Origin of the sequence: Rubrivivax benzoatilyticus JA2 = ATCC BAA-35 (assembly GCF_000190375.1) — a bacterium.
Classification (GTDB): domain Bacteria; phylum Pseudomonadota; class Gammaproteobacteria; order Burkholderiales; family Burkholderiaceae_C; genus Rubrivivax; species Rubrivivax benzoatilyticus.
Genome location: NZ_AEWG01000095.1, coordinates 1 through 16,973, shown reverse-complemented (window position 1 = coordinate 16,973; position 16,973 = coordinate 1). Strand labels below are relative to the sequence as shown.

Here is a 16,973-nt window from a genome sequence, read left to right as displayed (position 1 = left end):
CGTGCTGGCGCCAACGCCGCGGCGCCGGCACCTGGCCGGCGCCGCGCTCGGCTTGTTCGTCGCCGTCGGCATCGGTATGTTGCTGCGGCTGCAGCCGGCGACGGCGCTGCTGGCGGACCTGGCCACGGGCCCCGGCGAGTTGCGCAGCAGCGTGCTGGCCGACGGCTCGCGGCTGACGCTGGCCGGCGGCAGCGCGGTCGATCTCGGCTTCGATGCCGGCACGCGCCGCGTCTCGCTGCTTCAGGGCGAGGTGCTGGTCGAGGTCGCCAAGGACCCGGCTCGGCCTTTCGTCGTCGAGACGGCGCATGGCCGCGTGCGCGCGCTGGGCACGCGCTTCATCGTGCGGCGCGACGCCGACGCGACGCTGCTGACGATGATCGAGTCCAGCACCGCCGCCAGCACCGCGCCGCCGGCGGCCGGTGGCGAGACCGTCGTCGTCGCCGGGCAGAGCGCGCGGCTGGATGCTCGTGGCGTCACGCTGCTGGGCGCGGTCGACGCCGGCGCGGCCGAACAGGCTTTCCAGCACCGGCGCCTGGTCGCCGACGACCTGCCGCTGGCCGAGGTGCTCGACGTGCTCGCACGCCACCGCCGCGGCCTGGTGCGCTACGACCGCGACGCGATCGCCGGCATCCGGGTCTCGGCGGTGCTGCCGCTGGACGACACCGACCGCGCGCTGCAACTGCTGCAGAACAGCTTCCCGCAGCTGCGCGTGCGCCTCCTGTCGCGATGGCTGGTGCTGGTCGACAGGCCCGGCTGAGATTTTTCGCCGCCGCCGGTTCCTGTTCGGGCGTCTCGTTCGTCAATGCAACTGAAGACCGGCGATGCCGCCGGTCCGTTGCCCCGCCGCGTCGCGGCGCGGGTGGTCCGCATCCGCTTCGAGAGTCCAGGAACCGTCCATGTCCCGCATCAAGAACCGCGGCGCCGCCTCCGGCGCACCCCGACGGCGCGCCGTCGCCCTGGCCGCGCATCTGGCGCTGGCTGCCGTGTTGGCCGGCGCTGCTGCGTTGCCGGCGCACGCGCAGGCCGGCTCTGCCGCCGCCTTGCAGGCCGACGTGCCGCCCGGGCCGCTGGCGCAGGCGCTCAACCGCTTCGCGCTGCAGGCCGGCGTGGCGCTGGTCGTCGACGCCGGCCAGATCGCGGGCCTGACGAGCCCGGGGCTCAGCGGCGCGGTCACGGTCGAAGAGGGTTTTGCCCGCCTGCTCGAAGGCAGCGGCTGGCGCATCGGCCGCACCCCGGCCGGCTACGTGCTGCTGGCCGCGCCGACGGCCGCCGGCGGCGAGGCCGGCACCAGCCTGCCGGCGGTGCGCGCCAGCGCTTCCCGCATCCAGGATCCGGATGCCACTCCCGAGGCCTATGGCCGCCAGACCGCGCGTGGCGGCCGCGTCGGCGTGCTCGGCAACCAGGACTTCATGGACACGCCCTTCAGCACCGTGGCCTACACCAGCGAGCTGATCGCCGACCAGAACGCCAAGACCCTGGCCGACGTGCTGCAGAACGATCCGTCGGTGCGCTTCATGACGCCTGCCGGCCACATGACCGAGAACCTGCTCCTGCGCGGCTACCTCGTCACCGCCGAGAACATGGTGATGAACGGGCTGTATGGCGTCGCGCCCTACGGCCACGTGCCGACCGAGTTCGTGGAGCGAGTCGAGATCCTGCGCGGCGCCAGCGGCCTTGTCTACGGCATGTCGCCGGACGGCGCGATCGGCGGCGTCGTCAGCCTGACGCCCAAACGCGCCGGGGAGCAGCCGCTGGCGCGGCTGACACTGGATTACGAGGGGCGTTCGCAGGCCGGGCTGCACGCCGATGTCGGCCGCCGCTTCGGCAGCGATGGTGCATTCGGCGTGCGCTTCAATGGCGCCTGGCGCGACGGCGGCACCACCATCGAGGGCCAGGACAAGAGCCGCGCCCTGGGCGCGCTGGCGCTTGACTACCGCAGCCCGCGGCTGCGTGCCAGCTTCGATGTCTACGACGTGCACGAGACCACCGAGGACGGCAGCCCGATGATGGCGTCGTTCGCCACCCGAGTCGTCAAGGCGCCCGACTCTTCGACCAACCTGTTTCGCGGCACGCGCTCGCGCATGGACAACCGTGGCGTCGCGCTGCGCGTGGAGGGCGATGTCGACGACCGTCTCGAGGTCTACGCCGCCCTTGGGCGCCGCCTGACCGACTACGACGGATACATCAACGGCACCTGGGCCGGCAGCGTCGCCGCCGACGGCAGCTTCAGCGGCGTCACCGTCGAGCAGGACGGCTACAAGGCCAGCACCAGCTACGACCTCGGCCTGCGCGCGCGCCTGGACACCGGTTCTCTGCACCATGAACTGGTGTTCTCGGTCAGCGGGCTGAACCTGGAGAGCGGGATGATCTACACCCGCAGCGCCAGCTTCGCGTCCAACATCTACGCGCCGGGCCCGGTGGCCATCGCCGCCGACCCCGGCCGGTCGCCCAAGACCGGCGACACCGAGCTGCGCGGCATCGCGCTGGTCGACACCCTGTCCTGGCTCGACGAACGCGTCGCGCTGACGCTGGGCCTGCGCCGCCAGGAAGTGCGTGACACCAGCTACGACGCTCGCACGGGCGCCGTCAGCGCCGATTACGTCAAACACGTGACAACGCCGGCTGTCGGCCTTGTCGTCAAGCCTTGGTCGCGCCAGCTCGCGCTGTACGCCAACTACATCGAGGGTCTGTCCAAGGGCGGGTCCTCGCCGCTGACGGCGGCCAATCCCAACGTCGTCTTCGAGCCCTATGTCTCCAAGCAGAAGGAGATCGGTCTGAAGTGGGACGGCGGCGACTTCGCGCATACGCTGGCGCTGTACGAGATCACGCAGCCGAGCATGATCGCCGACGCCGCCAACCGCTACTCGGTCGACGGCGAGAAGCGCGTGCGCGGCCTGGAGTGGACCGCGATGGGCCAGCCCTGGCGCGGCGTGAGAGTGCTCGGAGGTCTGTCCCTGGCAGACGGCAAGCAGGTGCGCACCAGCAAGGGCGTCAACGACGGCCATGACGCCTACGGTGTTTCCGACTGGCAGGCCAACCTCGGCGCCGAGTGGGACCTGCCCTGGCTGAAGGGGCTCGTTGTCGGCGCGCGCGTCGTGCACACCGACGACCAGTACCTCAACTCGGCGAACACGTTGCGCATCCCGAGCTGGACGCGCTGGGATGCCAGCCTGCGTTACACGACGACGATCGCCGGGCGTGCCACCACCTGGCGCGGCAGCGTCGTCAACCTGCTGGCCAAGGACTATTGGGCCGGGCCCTACCACGGCGAAGGCTTCACGACGCTGAGCCAGCCGCGCACCGTCAGCCTGTCGGCGACGGTGGACTTCTGATGGCGGCGGCCGTGGCCGCCGGGCTGCTGCTGGCCGCCGCCGGCGGCGCCTGCGTCTACCTCGCGTCGCCGCATCAGCGGCTGGCGGCTCGGGCCTGGCCGGCACGGCCGGCGCGTGCCGCCGGCGCGCTGCTGTGGGCCGCCGCGCTGGTGGCACTGCTGCAGGCGCTGCTGCCGCTGACCGCGGTGCTGGTGCTGGCGACCTGGGCGATGCTGGTGTTCACGCTGCTGCCTTACCTGGGGGCCGGGCGCACGCTGCGCGGAGGCGGCCGATGAGCGCGGCCACGGGCCGGCGCGAACTGCGCCGCGACTGGCTCGCCAAGACGCTGGCCGGCCTGCTGCTGGGCTTCACGCTGGCCGTCGGCGCCAGCGGGCTGCTCGGGCTGGCGCTGGCGGGCGTGGCCGCACCGGCGCGCAGCCAGCTGATGATGTGGGCGGTGATGCCGGTCTGGCTGGGCGTGTTCTCGGGCGTCTATTTCTTCGCCAGCGGCCTGCGCGCCTGGCTCTGGCTGGTGGCGGCCAACACGCTGGTCTTCGGCGCGCTGGCCCTGGCGCGCGCGTTCTGAGGAGGCACGATGCGTACCGACTTCATCCGTGTCTACAAGAGCGTGCACACCTGGACCGGCATCGTCGCCGGGCTGGCGCTGTTCATCGCCTTCTATGCCGGCGCGCTGACGGTGTTCAAGGAGCCGCTGCAGCGCTGGAGCGCGCCGCCGGCCGCCGGCGTCGAGGCCACGCCGCTGGCCGCGGCCCCCGAACTCATCGCGCGCACGCTGGCGGCCCACCCGCAGGCGGCCGAGGGTTTCAGCCTGCACCTGGTGGCGGCCGAACACCGCGCCGGCCGGCTGAGCTGGGACGAGCACGAACCCGGCGCCGACGACCATGACGAGCTGGCCGGCCGGCGCATGGCTGCCGTGCTCGACGCCGGCGGCGCGCTGCGCAGCGCCGAGGCCGACGGCTCGCGTGTCGCCGAGTTCATCGACGTGCTGCACCGCGTCGTCGGCCTGCCGGTGGACAGAGACGAATACCGCTGGCTGATGGGCGCGGTCTGCGTCGCCTACGTGCTGGCGCTGGTCTCGGGCGTCGTCGTGCTGCTGCCGACGCTGGTCAAGGACTTCTTCGCGCTGCGCCTGGGCAGGAACCTCAAGCGCATGTGGCTGGACGCGCACAACGTCGTCGGCATCGTCAGCCTGCCGTTCCATCTGCTGATGGCGCTGACGGCGGTGGGCTTCGCCTTCCACGACGGCATCTACGCCTTGCAGGACCGGGTGCTGCACGACGGCCGTCTGGGCGCCACGTTCGCGCCGCCGCGCAGCGGCGATGCACCGGCCGTGCGCGACCCGGCGGCGATGCTGGCGCCGGCGCTGCTGGTCGAGAAGGCGCGTGCGCTCGCGCTCGGCTTCGAGCCGACGATGCTGCAGTACGCCCGCCTGGACGGGCCCCGGCCGACGGTGCGCATCTGGGGGCGCGACGCAGCGACGGTGTCGCCGCGGGTTCCCGGCGGCTTTGCCGTCCTCGACCCGTACACGGGCCGGGTGCTGTCCACCGATTACCTGCCCCGGCGGCAGACGACAGCCTTCACGGCCATCAGCACGGTGTTCGCGCTGCACTTCGCCACCTTCGGCGGCACGCCGCTGCAGTGGATGTACTTCGTGCTCGGTCTGGCCGGGGCCTGGCTGTTCTACAGCGGCAACCTGCTGTGGGTCGAGTCGCGGCGCAAGGCGCGCCGCGGCGACGTGCCGCTGCCGGCGCAGCGCCGCGACGTGCGTGCGATGGCGGCGCTGACGGTCGGCGTGGCACTGGGCTGCGTCGTCGGCATCTCGGCGACGCTGGTGGCCGGCAAATGGCTGTACGGCCGCGTCGAGGACCTGACGCTGGCGCACCAGCTCGTCTACTACGCCGTCTTCTTCGGCGCCATCGCCTGGGCCTTCGTGCTGGGTGCGGCGCGCGCTTCGGTGCACCTGCTGTGGGCCGCCGCCGCGGCGACCGCGGCGATCCCGGCGACGACGCTGGCGGCCTGGGCGCTGCCCACGCTCGGGCTCTGGGCCCACGGCAGCGGCGCCGCGCTCGGCGTCGACCTGACGGCGGCGGCCGGCGCGCTGGTCTTCGTGGTGATGGCGCGCGCCACCGCGCGTCGTGTGCGGGCGGGGGCCGAGGACAGCGTGTGGTCGGGCCGGGCGGCAGCCGAGGCGGCGTCGGGGCCGGCGGCGGCTGCCTGACGCGGCACGGTGGCGGGCGAGTCGTTGGATATAATGAGAGTCATTCTCATTGGCCTCGAATCCTCGGCGCCCCTCCCGTGTCCGCTCCTGACGCCAGCCTCCAGCACCAGGTCCGCACGCTCTACCTCGAGCACCACGGCTGGCTTCAGGCCTGGCTGCGGCGCCGGCTGGACGACTCGCAGCAGGCCGCCGACCTGGCGCACGACACCTTCGTGCGCCTGCTCGCCGGGCGGCGCGAGCACTTCGGCGACGAGCCGCGCGCGCTGCTGACGCACGTCGCCAAAGGCCTGGTCGTCGACCACTGGCGCCGGCGCGAGGTCGAACGCGCCTACCTGGAGGCGCTGGCGGCGATGCCCGAGGCCCAGGCGCCGTCGCCCGAGACGCGGCTGGCGCTGCTGCAGACGCTGGTGCAGATCGACACCTTGCTCGCCGGCCTGGCACCGCGCACACGCGAGTGTTTCCTGCTCGCCCAACTCGACGGCCTGACGCTGGCGCAGATCGGCGAACGCCTGGCGATGCCGGTCATCACCGTGCGCCGCCACGTGCACAAGGCGCTGGTCGCCTGCATGGCCTGCGTCTGATGGCGCCCGCCGAGCCGTCCGCCGCGCTGCTGTCCGAAGCCGCCGACTGGGCGCTGGCGCTGCGCGAGGGCGGGGCGGCCGAGCACGAAGCCTTCGAACGCTGGCGCGCGCGCAGCCCCGCGCACGCCGCGGCCTGGGCGCGTGCCGAGGCGGTGTTCGAGGTCTTCGGGCGTGTGCCCGACGGTGCCGGTCGCCAGGCGCTGCATGCCCTGGGGCGCGCCGGGCGGCGGCGCACGCTGGCCGCGCTCGCCGGCCTGGCCGTCGGCGCGCCGGCCGCCTGGCTGGCCTGGCAACAAGCGCCGTGGCACGAATGGCGCGCCGACCTCGCCACCGCCACCGGCGAACGCCGCGACACCGTGCTGCCCGACGGCACGCGGCTGGTGCTGAACACCGCCAGCGCGGTCGACGTGCTGTTCGGCACCGGCGAGCGCCGCCTGCGCCTGCGGGCCGGCGAGATCCTGGTGACGACCGGGCACGAGGCCTCGCCGCGGCCCTTCGTCGTCGACACGCCGGCCGGCCGCGTGCGCGCGCTGGGCACCCGTTTCTCGGTGCGGCTGGACGGCGGGCGCTGCCGCGTCGCGGTCTACGAACACGCGGTCGAGCTGCAGCCGGCGGCCGGCGCACCGCGGCGGCTGGACGCCGGCGAGCAGGCCGAGTTCGACGCCGGCGGCGTGTTCGGTGTCGGCGCCGCCGACGAGAACGACACGCTGTGGCAGCGCGGCCTGCTGCTGGCGCGTGGCCGCCGGCTCGACGAGGTGGCGGCCGAACTGGCGCGCCACCGCCGCGGCCTGCTGCGCTGCGACCCGGCAGTGGCGGCGCTGCGTGTCTCGGGTGCGCTGTCGCTGGCCGACACCGACGCCGCGCTGGCGCTGCTGGCGCGCACGCTGCCTTTGCGCGTCGAGCGGCGCACGCGGTTCTGGGTGACCCTGGCGCCGCGCTGAAGCGCAGGTGATCACTTTCCGGCGCTCGTCCGGTGTAGCGGATGAAGGCGTGCCGAGCGGCCGCCGCATCCCCAGCACAGGAAGAACATGAAGCAGACCTCCGGGCGCCACCCGCGCGCCTTTGCCCTGAAGGCCGGCGCCGCCGGCGTGGCCCTCCAGGCGGCGATCGCCGTGCTCTGCGGCGCGGTCCTGGTCGCGGCGCCGCCGGCCGCCTTCGCCGCCGAGGCCGGCGCGCAGGAGTTGCGCATCGCGCCCGGCCCGCTGGACGAGGCGCTGGCGCAGTGCGCCGCGGCCTTCGGCGTGCAGCTGGCCTTCGACTCGGCGCTGGTCGCGGGCCGGCGCAGTGCCGGGCTGCAGGGCCGCCACACGCTGGACGAGGCTTTCGAGCGCCTGCTGCGCGGCAGCGGGCTGGAGCTGCAGCCGCAGGGCGCCCGCGCCTACGGCCTGCGTGCCGTGCCGCCGATGTCGCCGGACCAGCCCGCGCTGCCGGCGCTCAAGGCGCGTGCCGCGGCGATCAGCGACGACCGCAGCGAAGGCGCCGGCTACGCCACGCCGGGCCGCAGCGCCGCGGCCACCGGTCTGGCGCTGACGCCGCGCGAGACGCCGCAATCGATCACCGTCGTCACGCGCCAGCTGATGGACGACTTCCGCCTGGACACGCTGAGCGCGGTGCTGGACCAGACCCCCGGCGTCACCGTCAGCCGCCAGAGCGACATGACCACCTTCACGGTTCGCGGCGCCGACGTCAACCTGCAGACCGACGGCCTGCGCCAGGCGCGCGATGGCTGGGGCTGGAACACCCACATCCTCTACACCAGCGACGACATGGCCGAGATCGACCGTGTCGAGGTGCTGAAGGGCTCGTCGGGCCTGGTCAACGGCGACGGCTATCCGGGGGGCACGGTCAACCTCGTGCGCAAGCGCCCGACGGCCGAGTTCCAGGCTTCGGCCGGCGTGCTGGCCGGCAGCTGGGACCGCTACCGCGCCGAGGCCGACGTCTCCGGCCCGCTGGACCGCGAAGGCCGGCTGCGTGCGCGGCTGGTCGCCTCGCACGAAGACGCCGGCTCGTTCCGCGACCGCCAGAAGACCCGCAACTCGCTGGTCTACGGCACGGCCGAGTTCGACCTCGCGCCGTCGACGCTGCTGACCGCGGGCCTCAGCTGGCGCCAGCGTGAACTGCAGGGCGCCGGCGGCACGACGCCGATCCAGGCCTACACCGACGACGGCACCTTCGTCGGCCTGCAGCCGCGTTCCTACAACCTCGGCGCCTCCTGGGCCGGTTACGAGCAGGAGACGCTGAACCTGTTCGCGCGCCTGGAACACCGCTTTGACGGCGGCTGGAGCGCCCGGCTGCAGCTGGCGCACGAGAGCGTCGACACGCCCGACGTGCGTTTCGGCTATCTGCGCGGCGCGTCGGGAGCCGTCGGCCTGGCGCGATACCGCGACGTCGAGGCGCGCAACAAGAGCATCGCGCTCGACGTGCAAGGGCCGCTGGAGCTGCTCGGCCGCCGCCACGAGCTGCTGCTGGGCGCCGGCGCGTCGAGCAGCCGCACGACCTTGAAGCGCACCAACGCCAACGAGTCGAGCGCGCTGGACTACGCCGCCGGCGGTGGCGCGATCGCCGAGCCCGACTGGAGCGCCTACACGGCCTCCGACGACCTCTTCAGCCGCCACCGCCGCTACGCCTACGGCGCCGCACGCTGGAACCTCGCCGACCCGGTGAAGCTGATCACCGGCGTGCGCGTCACCGACTACGGCCAGAAGGACGTCACCGACATCGGTTGGTACAACTACCGCATGACCGAACACGGCGTCACGACGCCGTATGCCGGCGTCGTCGTCGACGTCTCGCGCCAGGTCTCGCTGTACGCCAGCTACGCCAGCATCTTCGAGGCCCAGAGCGCCAAGGACGCCGCCGAACGCACGCTGCCGCCGAAGGAAGGCCTGTCCTACGAGATCGGCGCCAAGGGCGAGTTCTTCGACAAGCGCCTGAGCGCCAGCGCGGCCTTCTTCTGGATGAAGACCGACAACGAAGCCGAGGAAGTGGGGCTGACGCCGGGCGGCGACAGCATCTACCGCGCGGTCTCGGGCGTACGCCGCCACGGCTACGAGTTCGAGATCGCCGGCGCGCCGGCGCCGGGCTGGCAGGCGCAGGGCAGCTACGTGCTCAACGACAGCAGCCTGGAAAGCGCCGGCAGTAGCCCGCGCCACCAGTTCAAGCTGGCCGGCAGCCACCGCTGGAGCGGCGGCACCTTCGACGGCCTGACGCTGGGCGCGGCGACGCGCTGGCAGAGCACGATCTCGGCCGGCACCGAGGCCACCCGGCTGCGCCAGGACGCCTACTGGGTCTGGGACCTGATGGCGCGCTGGGAGATCGACCGCCGCCTCAGTGTCAGCGCCAACGTCGCCAACGTCTTCGACAAGAAGTACTTCGCCGGCGTCACCGACTGGGGCGCGCTGCACTACACCTGGGGCGCGCCGCGCAGCGTCAACGTCGGGCTGAACCTGCGCTACTGACGGCTTCGGCGGGGCAGGGCAGGATAGAATGAGAACAATTCTTATTTGTGCGCCGCCACCAGGCGCCCGAAGCCGCCGTGAGTGCCGCCGAACCCGCCCTGCAACAGCAAGTCAGCCTGCTCTACGGCGAGCACCACGGCTGGCTGCAGGCCTGGCTGCGCCGCCGGCTGGGCTGCGCCCACCATGCGGCCGACCTGGCGCACGACACCTATCTGCGGGTGCTGGTCAGCGGCCGCACGCCGCCGCCGGGGCAGGCGCGGCCGCACCTGATGCAGATCGCCAAGGGCCTGGTGATCGACCGCCACCGGCGCCAGCTCGTCGAGCGTGCCTATCTCGACGCGCTGGCCGCGATGCCCGAGGCGCTGGCACCGTCGCCCGAGCAGCGTGCCGCGGCCGTCGAGTCGCTGCTGCGGCTGGACGCGGCGCTGGCCGCGCTGCCGGCGGCGGTGCGCGAGGTCTTCCTGCTGTCGCAGTTCGACGGTCTGACCTATGCCGAGATCGCCGCGCGCCAGGGCATCGCGGTGGCGACGGTGCGCAAGTACATGCTGAAAGCCGGTGAAGCCTGCTTCCTGGCGCTGGACCACGATGACTGAGGGCCGGCGGCTCGACGCGGTGCAGCGCGCCGCGCTGCAGTGGCAGGTGTGTTTCTGGTCGGGCGACGCCGGCGAGGCCGAACACCGCGACTTCGAAGCCTGGCTGGCCTCCGACGAGGCCCACCGCCGCGCCTGGCAGCGCCTGCAGCGTGCCGGCGGCCGGCTACAGGCGCTGCCGGCCGAAGTCGCCGGCACCGTGCTGCGCACGACCACCGCCGGCAACGCCCGCCGCCGCACGCTGCGCGCCTTGCTGCTGCTGGCCGGTACCGGTGGCACGGCCGCGCTACTGCGCGAGACACCGGCCTGGCAGCTCGCCAGCGCCGACGAGCGCACGGCGACCGGCGAGCGCCGCGAGCTGCGGCTGCCTGACGGCGGCCTTCTGACGCTGAACACCGCGAGTGCGGTCGACCTGCGTTACGGCGCGACCGAGCGCCTGGTGCGCCTGCTCGCCGGCGAGGTCTTCATCGTCACCGCGCCCGACGCCACAGGCCGCCCCTTCGTCGTCGAGACGCCGGCCGGCCGCGTGCAGGCGCTGGGCACACGCTTCGCGCTGCGCTGCCTGGACGCGGCGACCCGCGTGCAGGTCTTCGAAGGCGCCGTCGAGCTGCGCCCGCGCGACGGCAGCGCGGCGCGGCGCCTGGACGCCGGCTTCCAGGGCCTGTTCGACACCGCGGCCGCCGCTGCGCCCGAGGCGCTGGACGAGGCTGCGGCGGCCTGGATGCGCGGCCTGCTGGTCGCCGAGCAGATGCGGCTGGACGACTTCCTTGTCGAGCTTGCGCGTTACCGCCGCGGCGTGCTGCGCTGCGACCCGGCGGTGGCCGGGCTGCGCGTCTCGGGCGTGTTCCCGCTGGCCGACACCGACGCCGTGCTGCGGTCGCTGCTGCGTGCGCTGCCGCTGCGCATCACCCGCGCCACACGCTGGTGGCTCACCGTGGAGCCGGCGCGTGGCCGGGCGTAGCACTTTTTCGCGCTCGTCCGGGAATGCAGATGAGGCCTGCCGTCCGGCGGGCCACGCTGACTCCCGACGAAAAGGATTCCTGATGCCTTCCGGCCTTGTTTCCGCCGTGCGCCGTCCCTTCGTGCGCCACCCGATCGCCCGTGCCGCCGTGCTCGCCGGCCTGGCCTTTACGCAACTGCCCGCCGCCAACGCCCAGGCCGCCGCTCCCGCCGCCGGCCTGCAGGTCGACATCCCGGCCGGCACGCTGGACCAGGTGCTCAACCGCTTTGCCGCGCGCGCCGGTTTCATGATCACGATCGACGCCGCGCTGACCGCCGGCAAGAAGAGCCCCGGCCTGGCCGGCCGCTACGGCGCCGCCGACGGCCTGGCGGCCATCCTCGCCGGCAGCGGGCTGCAGGCGGTGGGCCAGGACGGCGGTGGCTGGGTGCTGCGGGTTGCGCCGCCGCAGGCGCCGGCCGTCGTGCCGGCGGCGGCCGCCGGGCTGCCGGCGCTCACCGCGACGGCCAACCAGCTCGGCGAGGTCACCGAAGGTTCGGGGAATTACACGCCGGGTGCGATCGCCACCGCGACGCGGCTGGTGCTCAAGCCGCGCGAGACGCCGCAGACCGTCAGCGTCGTCACGCGCCAGGAGATGGAGGACTTCGGCCTGACGACGATCGACGAGGTCATGGCGCACACGCCGGGCATCAGCATCGTCACCTACGACTCCGAGCGCACCGAGTACTTCGCACGCGGCTTCGCGATCCAGAACTTCCAGTACGACGGCATCCCGATGCGCCGCGACTCGGGCTACTCGGCCGGCAACACGCTCAGCGACATGGCGATCTACGACCGTGTCGAGGTGCTGAAGGGCGCCACCGGCCTGCTGACCGGCAGCGGCGAACCGGGCGCGACGATCAACCTGATCCGCAAGAAGCCGACACGCGACTTCCAGGGCCAGGCCAGCGTCGGCGTCGGTTCCTGGAACGACCTGCGTGGCCAGGTCGACGTCGGCGGCGCGGTCGACGAAGCCGGCCGCGTGCGGGCACGCGCCGTGGCGGCCTATCAGCACAAGGAGTCGCAGCTCGACGGCCACGAGCGCAGGACCGCGGTGCTCTACGGCATCGTCGAGGCCGACCTCACGCCGTCGACGCTGCTGACCGTCGGTGCCGACTTCCAGAACAACGATCCGAAACGTTCGACCTGGGGCGGCATCCCGATCTACGCCGCCGACGGCAGCTTCAACGACCGGCCGCGTTCGTTCAACAACGGCGCCGACTGGAGCCACTGGGACCAGTACACGCGCACCGTCTTCGCCACCGTCGAGCATTTCTTCGCCGACGACTGGGTGCTCAAGGCGCAGTTCAACCACCAGATCAACGGCTACGACGCCGAGCTGGGTTCGGCGGGTTCGGGCTTCCCCGACCCGGTGGACGGCAGCGGCATCAGCACCTGGGAAGGCAAGTACGTCGGCAAGACGGTGGCCGATGCCGTCGACGTCTACGCCAGCGGGCCGTTCCAGCTGCTGGGCCGGCGCCACGAGCTGGTGCTGGGCGGCAGCCTCACCAAACGCCGCTGGACCAACCGCGGCTACTGGGCCGGCAGCAACGAGGTGCCGGACTACGACGCCTGGGACGGCCGCCTGCCCGAACCCGACTGGGACAACGCCAGCTGGAAGGGCCGCAACCGCGAGACCACGCGCGAGAACGGCCTGTACGGTGCCGTGCGCTGGAACCTGCGCGACGACTTGAAGCTGATCAGCGGCGCCCGCGTGCTGAACTACGAGACCTCGGACATCGACGAGTCGGGTGTCGTCGTGCCTTACCTCGGCGCCGTCTACGACCTCGACCAGCGCTTCTCGGTCTACGCCAGCGGCACGACGATCTTCATGCCGCAGTCGGCGCAGACCGAAGCCGGCAAGACGCTGGACCCGCAGGAAGGCCGCAACCTCGAGGCCGGCGTCAAGGCCGAGTTCTTCGGCGGCCGGCTCAACGCCAGCGCCGCGGTCTTCCACCTGAAGCAGGACAACTACGCCCAGGAGACCGGCGGCCTGACGCCCAGCGGCGGCACGGCCTACCGGGCGATCGACGGCGTCACCACCAAGGGCTACGAACTCGAGCTCTCGGGCCAGGTGGCGCCGAACTGGCAGCTGCACGCGGGCTACAGCCACAAGGTCTCGCGCCAGGACGGCCTGAAGGTGTCGACGCTGACGCCGGAGAACCAGTTCAGCCTGTACAGCAGCTGGAAGCCGGCGGCCGTGCCCGGCCTGACGCTGGGCGGCGGCGCGCGCTGGCAGGACAAGACCTGGGGCGTCGTGAGCCACCCGACGCTGGGCACGGTGCGCCACGAGGTCGACGGCTACTGGGTGGCCGACGCGATGGTCAGCTACCAATTCAGCCCGCGGCTCACCGGGCGGCTGAACGTCACCAACCTGTTCGACAAGAAGTACTACACGATCTTCAGCGTCTACAGCACCTACAGCTGGGGCCAGGCGCGTGCCGTCGCGCTGAACCTGGACTACCGCTTCTGACGCCCCGGCCGGCGGGGGCGGTGGCGCCCCTGGCCGGCCGGCCCCTCGGCACCCGACCGGATCCACCGCATGGCCGCCACCCTCGTTTCTCCTTCCCGCGTGCAAGTCGTTTCGCGCGTGCTCGCCGCCGTCGTCGGCGGCTACGCCTTCTGCTGGGGGCTCACGGCCTTCGGCCTGGCCGGGCTGTACGCCGCCGGCATGGCCTTCCACGACGCCGAGCACCTGAGCGCGATGCTGGCCTTCCTGGCCTACCTCGCGGTCTTCCTGTGGGCGATCGCGGCGCGCAGCCTGGTGCGCGTCTGGGCCGTGCTGCTGGCCGGCGGCGCGGCGATGGCCGGTGCGGCGTCGTTCATTCAGTCGCTGCTGGTCTGAAGGAGCTGCCGATGTTCGCCAACTTCCGCCTCGCGATGGCCTGGCTGCACACCTGGTTCGGCCTGGTGCTGGGTTACGTGCTCGCCGTCGCCTTCTTCTTCGGTGCGCTGTCGGTCTTCGACCGCGAGATCGACCGCTGGGCGATTCCGGCCACGCGTTTCGAGGCCCAGCCGATGCCGTCTTTCGACCGCATGCTCAAGCCGATCTTCGAGCAGATGCAGCCCGACGCCGACAACGTGCGTGCGCTGCGCGGCCTGGTCGACGGCCCGCTGCCCGAACGCTGGGACACCGTCGCCAGCTGGGGCGCCTACACGACGCACCGCGACCCGGTGCTGTCGGTCTTCGCCTCCTACGAGGTGCCCAACGCGCACGATCCCGAGCAGCGTGTCTGGGGCACACGCACCGTCGACCCGCGCAGCGGCGCGCTGCTGCCGGACGACCATCTGAAGATCGGCAGCCGCTTCTTCTACCCGCTGCACTACAGCCTGAACCTGCACTGGAAGGATCTGGGCGTGTGGATCGTCGGCCTGGCGGCGCTGGTGATGCTGGCGGCGCTGGCCAGCGGCATCGTCATGCACCGGCGGCTGTTCCGCGAGTTCTTCACCTTCCGTCCGTGGAAGAGCCTGGGGCGCTCGACGCTGGACCTGCACAACCTGAGCGGCGTCGCGGCGCTGCCGTTCCACTTCTTCTTCGCCTTCACCGGGCTGGTGATCTTCGCCGGGCTGTACTTCCCGGTGGCGCACACGCAGCTGCACGAACTGCACGAGATGCACGAGCGCGTCGAAGCCGCCGAGACCGGGCTGCCGCATGAGCGCGCCGGCGTCGCCGCGCCGCTGGCCTCGGTCGACGCGATGGTCGCGCAGGCGCAGCGCCGCTGGGCCGAACGCGGCCGCGCCGGTGAGGTCGGTTTCCTGACGATGCGCCACGTCGGCGATGTCAACGGCACCGTCAGCATCTACCGCGCCGGCACCGACCGCATCGCGCTGACCGGCGAGGGCATGCACTTCAAGGCCTCGACCGGCGAGCTGCTGCGCGAGGACCCGCCGCGCACGGCGGTCGACAGCGTCAACGAGTTCCTGACCGGCTTGCACCTGCAGCACTTCCGCCACTGGCTGCTGCGCTGGCTGTACGTGCTGGGCGGGCTGCTGGGCGCGGTCTGCATCGCCACCGGCTTCGTGCTCTTCGTCGAGAAGCGCAAGCGCCAGCACGCCCGCGACGGCAGCCAGGGCGCGCGTGTCGTCGACGCGCTGGCGGTGGCCACCGTCACCGGCATGCTCGTGGCGACGGCGGCGATCCTCGTCGCCAACCGGCTGCTGCCCGAGGGCCTGCCGGCGCGCGGCACCTGGGAGCAGGGCGTGTTCTGGGGCGCCTGGGCGCTGGCCGCGCTGCACGCCGCCTGGCGCAGCGCGCCGGTGGCGCAGGCGCGTGCCAACCCGGCATGGCGCGAGCAGTGCATCGTGATCGCCGTGCTGGCCGTGGCCGCGGTCGTGCTCAACGCCGTGACCACCGGCGACCACCTGCTGAAGACGATCGCCGAGCCTTACTGGCCGGTGGCCGGGCTGGACCTGGCGCTGCTGGTGTCGGCCGGCGTCGCGGCCTGGGTCGCGCGGCGGCTGTCGCGACCGCAGCGTGCCGCCGCCACGACGCCGCGTGCACTGCCGGAGGTCGGCCATGTCTGAGAGCACCGGGATGCTGATCGTGGCGACGCTGGCGGCGCTGGCGGGTTTTGCCTGGCTGGCGCTGGCGATGGATGAACACTGGGAGCGTGTGCAGGGCGAGGCGGCGGCGGCGCCGCGGCGGGTGCTGCGTCTGCTGGGCGCAGCGGCGGTCGTGCTGTCGCTCGTGGCCTGCCTGCGCGCCGACCCGCCAAGCATGGCCGTGCTGGTCTGGCTGATGCTGCTGGCCGCGGCGGCGCTGGCCGTCGCGCTGGCGCTGGCCTGGCGGCCGGCGCTGCTGCGTCTGGCCTGGCCGCGGTGGCGCTGACGTACAGTCGCGCCCCGGGAGTGAAACGATGCGACGCTTGATCACCTGCCTGGCCCTCGCGGCCGCCACCGTCTCGGCCACCGCGGCGGAACCGGCCTACGACGAACGTGCCGACGCGCCGGCGCAGATCGCCGCCGCGCTGCAGGCCGCCGCCGGCACGCGCCAGCCGGTGCTGGTCGTCTTCGGCGCCAACTGGTGCGGCGACTGCAAGGTGCTGGACATGGCCTTCAAGCAGGGCGCCGCGGCGCCGCTGATCGCCAGCCGCTTCAAGGTCGTCAAGGTCGACGTCGGTCGCTTCGACCACAACGTCGCCGTCGCCGAGCGTTACGGCGTGCCGCTGAAGCAGGGCATCCCGGCGGTGGCGGTGCTGTCGCCCGACGGCCGCGTGCTCTACGTCACCAAGGCCGGCGAACTGGCCAACGCGCGGCAGATGGACGATCGCGCGGTCTACGACTTCTTCGCCCGCGTGGCCGACGGCGCCCCGGCCGGCGGCCGCTGACCCGGGCCGAGGCCGCTCAGGCGCCGCTGCCGCCGGTTTGCAGCGACACCTGCGACGCGGCCAGCACGACGCTGCCCGGCGCCTTCAGCACGATGCCGTCCGGCCCCAGCTGAAGCGCGGCCCCGGCCGCCGCGAGCGCCAGTGCCCGCGCGGCGTGCACCTCCAGCGCCGCTTCGGCCGACGCCACGCGCAGATCCTGCCGGGCGTGCAGCTCGGCGGCGCCGGCCGTGTGCAGCCGCGTGTCGCCGGCGGCGGCATGCAGGCTCAGCGCCGCCAGCCCGCCGCCGCCCGCGCCGGGCCCGCCGCCGCCGGCGAACAACAGCAGTTCGTGGGCCGCCAGCAGGTCCAGCCGGCGCCCGGCCAGCGCCTGGAGCCGTCCGGCCACCCGGTCGGCGGCTTCGTCGACCGCGTCGATCTGGTCGCCGGGCGTGGTGCAGACGACGGCGGCCGGTGCGGTGAGCAGCAGGTCC

The 16,973-nt window shown here is 73.0% G+C and carries 16 protein-coding genes; 15 read left to right on the top strand and 1 reads right to left on the bottom strand.

The features are described from left to right. The 15 genes from RBXJA2T_RS11215 to RBXJA2T_RS11145 form a co-directional block, all read left to right on the top strand. The coding region (locus tag RBXJA2T_RS11215) for a FecR family protein (RefSeq protein ID WP_039956654.1) at window positions 1-757 on the top strand (757 nt) is incomplete at its 5' end. Window positions 758-896: 139 nt separating this feature from the next. Beyond that, complete coding sequence (locus RBXJA2T_RS11210; RefSeq protein WP_009857487.1) at window positions 897-3,332, top strand: TonB-dependent receptor; 2,436 nt, start codon at window positions 897-899, stop codon at window positions 3,330-3,332. Further along, a complete protein-coding gene (locus tag RBXJA2T_RS11205) occupies window positions 3,332-3,607 on the top strand; it encodes a hypothetical protein (RefSeq protein ID WP_009857486.1) in 276 nt (91 codons plus the stop codon). The genes RBXJA2T_RS11210 and RBXJA2T_RS11205 overlap by 1 nt, the downstream gene beginning before the upstream one ends. Beyond that, window positions 3,604-3,897, top strand: coding sequence for a hypothetical protein (locus RBXJA2T_RS11200; protein WP_009857485.1), 294 nt, complete (start codon window positions 3,604-3,606; stop codon window positions 3,895-3,897). Before RBXJA2T_RS11205 ends, RBXJA2T_RS11200 begins: the two co-directional genes overlap by 4 nt. A gap of 9 nt (window positions 3,898-3,906) precedes the next feature. Next, on the top strand, window positions 3,907-5,550 hold the full coding sequence (locus tag RBXJA2T_RS11195) for a PepSY-associated TM helix domain-containing protein (RefSeq protein ID WP_009857484.1): 1,644 nt from the start codon (window positions 3,907-3,909) through the stop codon (window positions 5,548-5,550). Window positions 5,551-5,627: 77 nt separating this feature from the next. Further along, window positions 5,628-6,131, top strand: coding sequence for a sigma-70 family RNA polymerase sigma factor (locus RBXJA2T_RS11190; protein WP_009857483.1), 504 nt, complete (start codon window positions 5,628-5,630; stop codon window positions 6,129-6,131). Then, on the top strand, window positions 6,131-7,072 hold the full coding sequence (locus tag RBXJA2T_RS11185; RefSeq protein WP_009857482.1) for a FecR domain-containing protein: 942 nt from the start codon (window positions 6,131-6,133) through the stop codon (window positions 7,070-7,072). The genes RBXJA2T_RS11190 and RBXJA2T_RS11185 overlap by 1 nt, the downstream gene beginning before the upstream one ends. Window positions 7,073-7,159: 87 nt before the next feature. Then, window positions 7,160-9,589, top strand: a complete 2,430-nt coding sequence (locus RBXJA2T_RS11180; protein WP_009857481.1) for a TonB-dependent siderophore receptor — start codon at window positions 7,160-7,162, stop codon at window positions 9,587-9,589. 77 nt (window positions 9,590-9,666) lie between these two features. Continuing rightward, window positions 9,667-10,182, top strand: a complete 516-nt coding sequence (locus tag RBXJA2T_RS11175; RefSeq protein WP_037290033.1) for a sigma-70 family RNA polymerase sigma factor — start codon at window positions 9,667-9,669, stop codon at window positions 10,180-10,182. Next, window positions 10,145-11,140 carry a FecR domain-containing protein gene (locus RBXJA2T_RS11170; protein WP_237704882.1) on the top strand — a complete coding sequence of 332 codons (996 nt, stop codon included), beginning with the start codon at window positions 10,145-10,147 and terminating at the stop codon, window positions 11,138-11,140. Before RBXJA2T_RS11175 ends, RBXJA2T_RS11170 begins: the two co-directional genes overlap by 38 nt. An 82-nt stretch (window positions 11,141-11,222) precedes the next feature. Beyond that, complete coding sequence (locus RBXJA2T_RS11165) at window positions 11,223-13,649, top strand: TonB-dependent siderophore receptor (protein WP_009857478.1); 2,427 nt, start codon at window positions 11,223-11,225, stop codon at window positions 13,647-13,649. A 69-nt stretch (window positions 13,650-13,718) separates the two neighbouring features. Then, window positions 13,719-14,021 (top strand): hypothetical protein, encoded by a 303-nt coding sequence (locus tag RBXJA2T_RS11160; protein WP_029718477.1) that lies wholly within the window; start codon window positions 13,719-13,721, stop codon window positions 14,019-14,021. A gap of 11 nt (window positions 14,022-14,032) precedes the next feature. After that, complete coding sequence (locus RBXJA2T_RS11155) at window positions 14,033-15,700, top strand: PepSY-associated TM helix domain-containing protein (protein ID WP_009857476.1); 1,668 nt, start codon at window positions 14,033-14,035, stop codon at window positions 15,698-15,700. Then, window positions 15,693-16,004 (top strand): DUF3325 family protein, encoded by a 312-nt coding sequence (locus RBXJA2T_RS11150; protein ID WP_029718478.1) that lies wholly within the window; start codon window positions 15,693-15,695, stop codon window positions 16,002-16,004. The genes RBXJA2T_RS11155 and RBXJA2T_RS11150 overlap by 8 nt, the downstream gene beginning before the upstream one ends. Window positions 16,005-16,032: 28 nt before the next feature. Then, window positions 16,033-16,503, top strand: a complete 471-nt coding sequence (locus RBXJA2T_RS11145) for a thioredoxin family protein (protein WP_029718479.1) — start codon at window positions 16,033-16,035, stop codon at window positions 16,501-16,503. Window positions 16,504-16,519: 16 nt separating this feature from the next. Here the strand turns inward: RBXJA2T_RS11145 and RBXJA2T_RS11140 are convergent. Then, window positions 16,520-16,973: DUF2345 domain-containing protein (locus RBXJA2T_RS11140; RefSeq protein WP_009857473.1), on the bottom strand; the 454-nt coding region annotated here is incomplete at its 5' end.

Coding starts and splice junctions, on each gene's coding strand:
- RBXJA2T_RS11210 (WP_009857487.1), top strand. CDS start 897: ATGTCCCGCATCAAGAACCGCGGCGCCGCCTCCGGCGCACCCCGACGG.
- RBXJA2T_RS11205 (WP_009857486.1), top strand. CDS start 3,332: ATGGCGGCGGCCGTGGCCGCCGGGCTGCTGCTGGCCGCCGCCGGCGGC.
- RBXJA2T_RS11200 (WP_009857485.1), top strand. CDS start 3,604: ATGAGCGCGGCCACGGGCCGGCGCGAACTGCGCCGCGACTGGCTCGCC.
- RBXJA2T_RS11195 (WP_009857484.1), top strand. CDS start 3,907: ATGCGTACCGACTTCATCCGTGTCTACAAGAGCGTGCACACCTGGACC.
- RBXJA2T_RS11185 (WP_009857482.1), top strand. CDS start 6,131: ATGGCGCCCGCCGAGCCGTCCGCCGCGCTGCTGTCCGAAGCCGCCGAC.
- RBXJA2T_RS11180 (WP_009857481.1), top strand. CDS start 7,160: ATGAAGCAGACCTCCGGGCGCCACCCGCGCGCCTTTGCCCTGAAGGCC.
- RBXJA2T_RS11165 (WP_009857478.1), top strand. CDS start 11,223: ATGCCTTCCGGCCTTGTTTCCGCCGTGCGCCGTCCCTTCGTGCGCCAC.
- RBXJA2T_RS11160 (WP_029718477.1), top strand. CDS start 13,719: ATGGCCGCCACCCTCGTTTCTCCTTCCCGCGTGCAAGTCGTTTCGCGC.
- RBXJA2T_RS11155 (WP_009857476.1), top strand. CDS start 14,033: ATGTTCGCCAACTTCCGCCTCGCGATGGCCTGGCTGCACACCTGGTTC.
- RBXJA2T_RS11150 (WP_029718478.1), top strand. CDS start 15,693: ATGTCTGAGAGCACCGGGATGCTGATCGTGGCGACGCTGGCGGCGCTG.
- RBXJA2T_RS11145 (WP_029718479.1), top strand. CDS start 16,033: ATGCGACGCTTGATCACCTGCCTGGCCCTCGCGGCCGCCACCGTCTCG.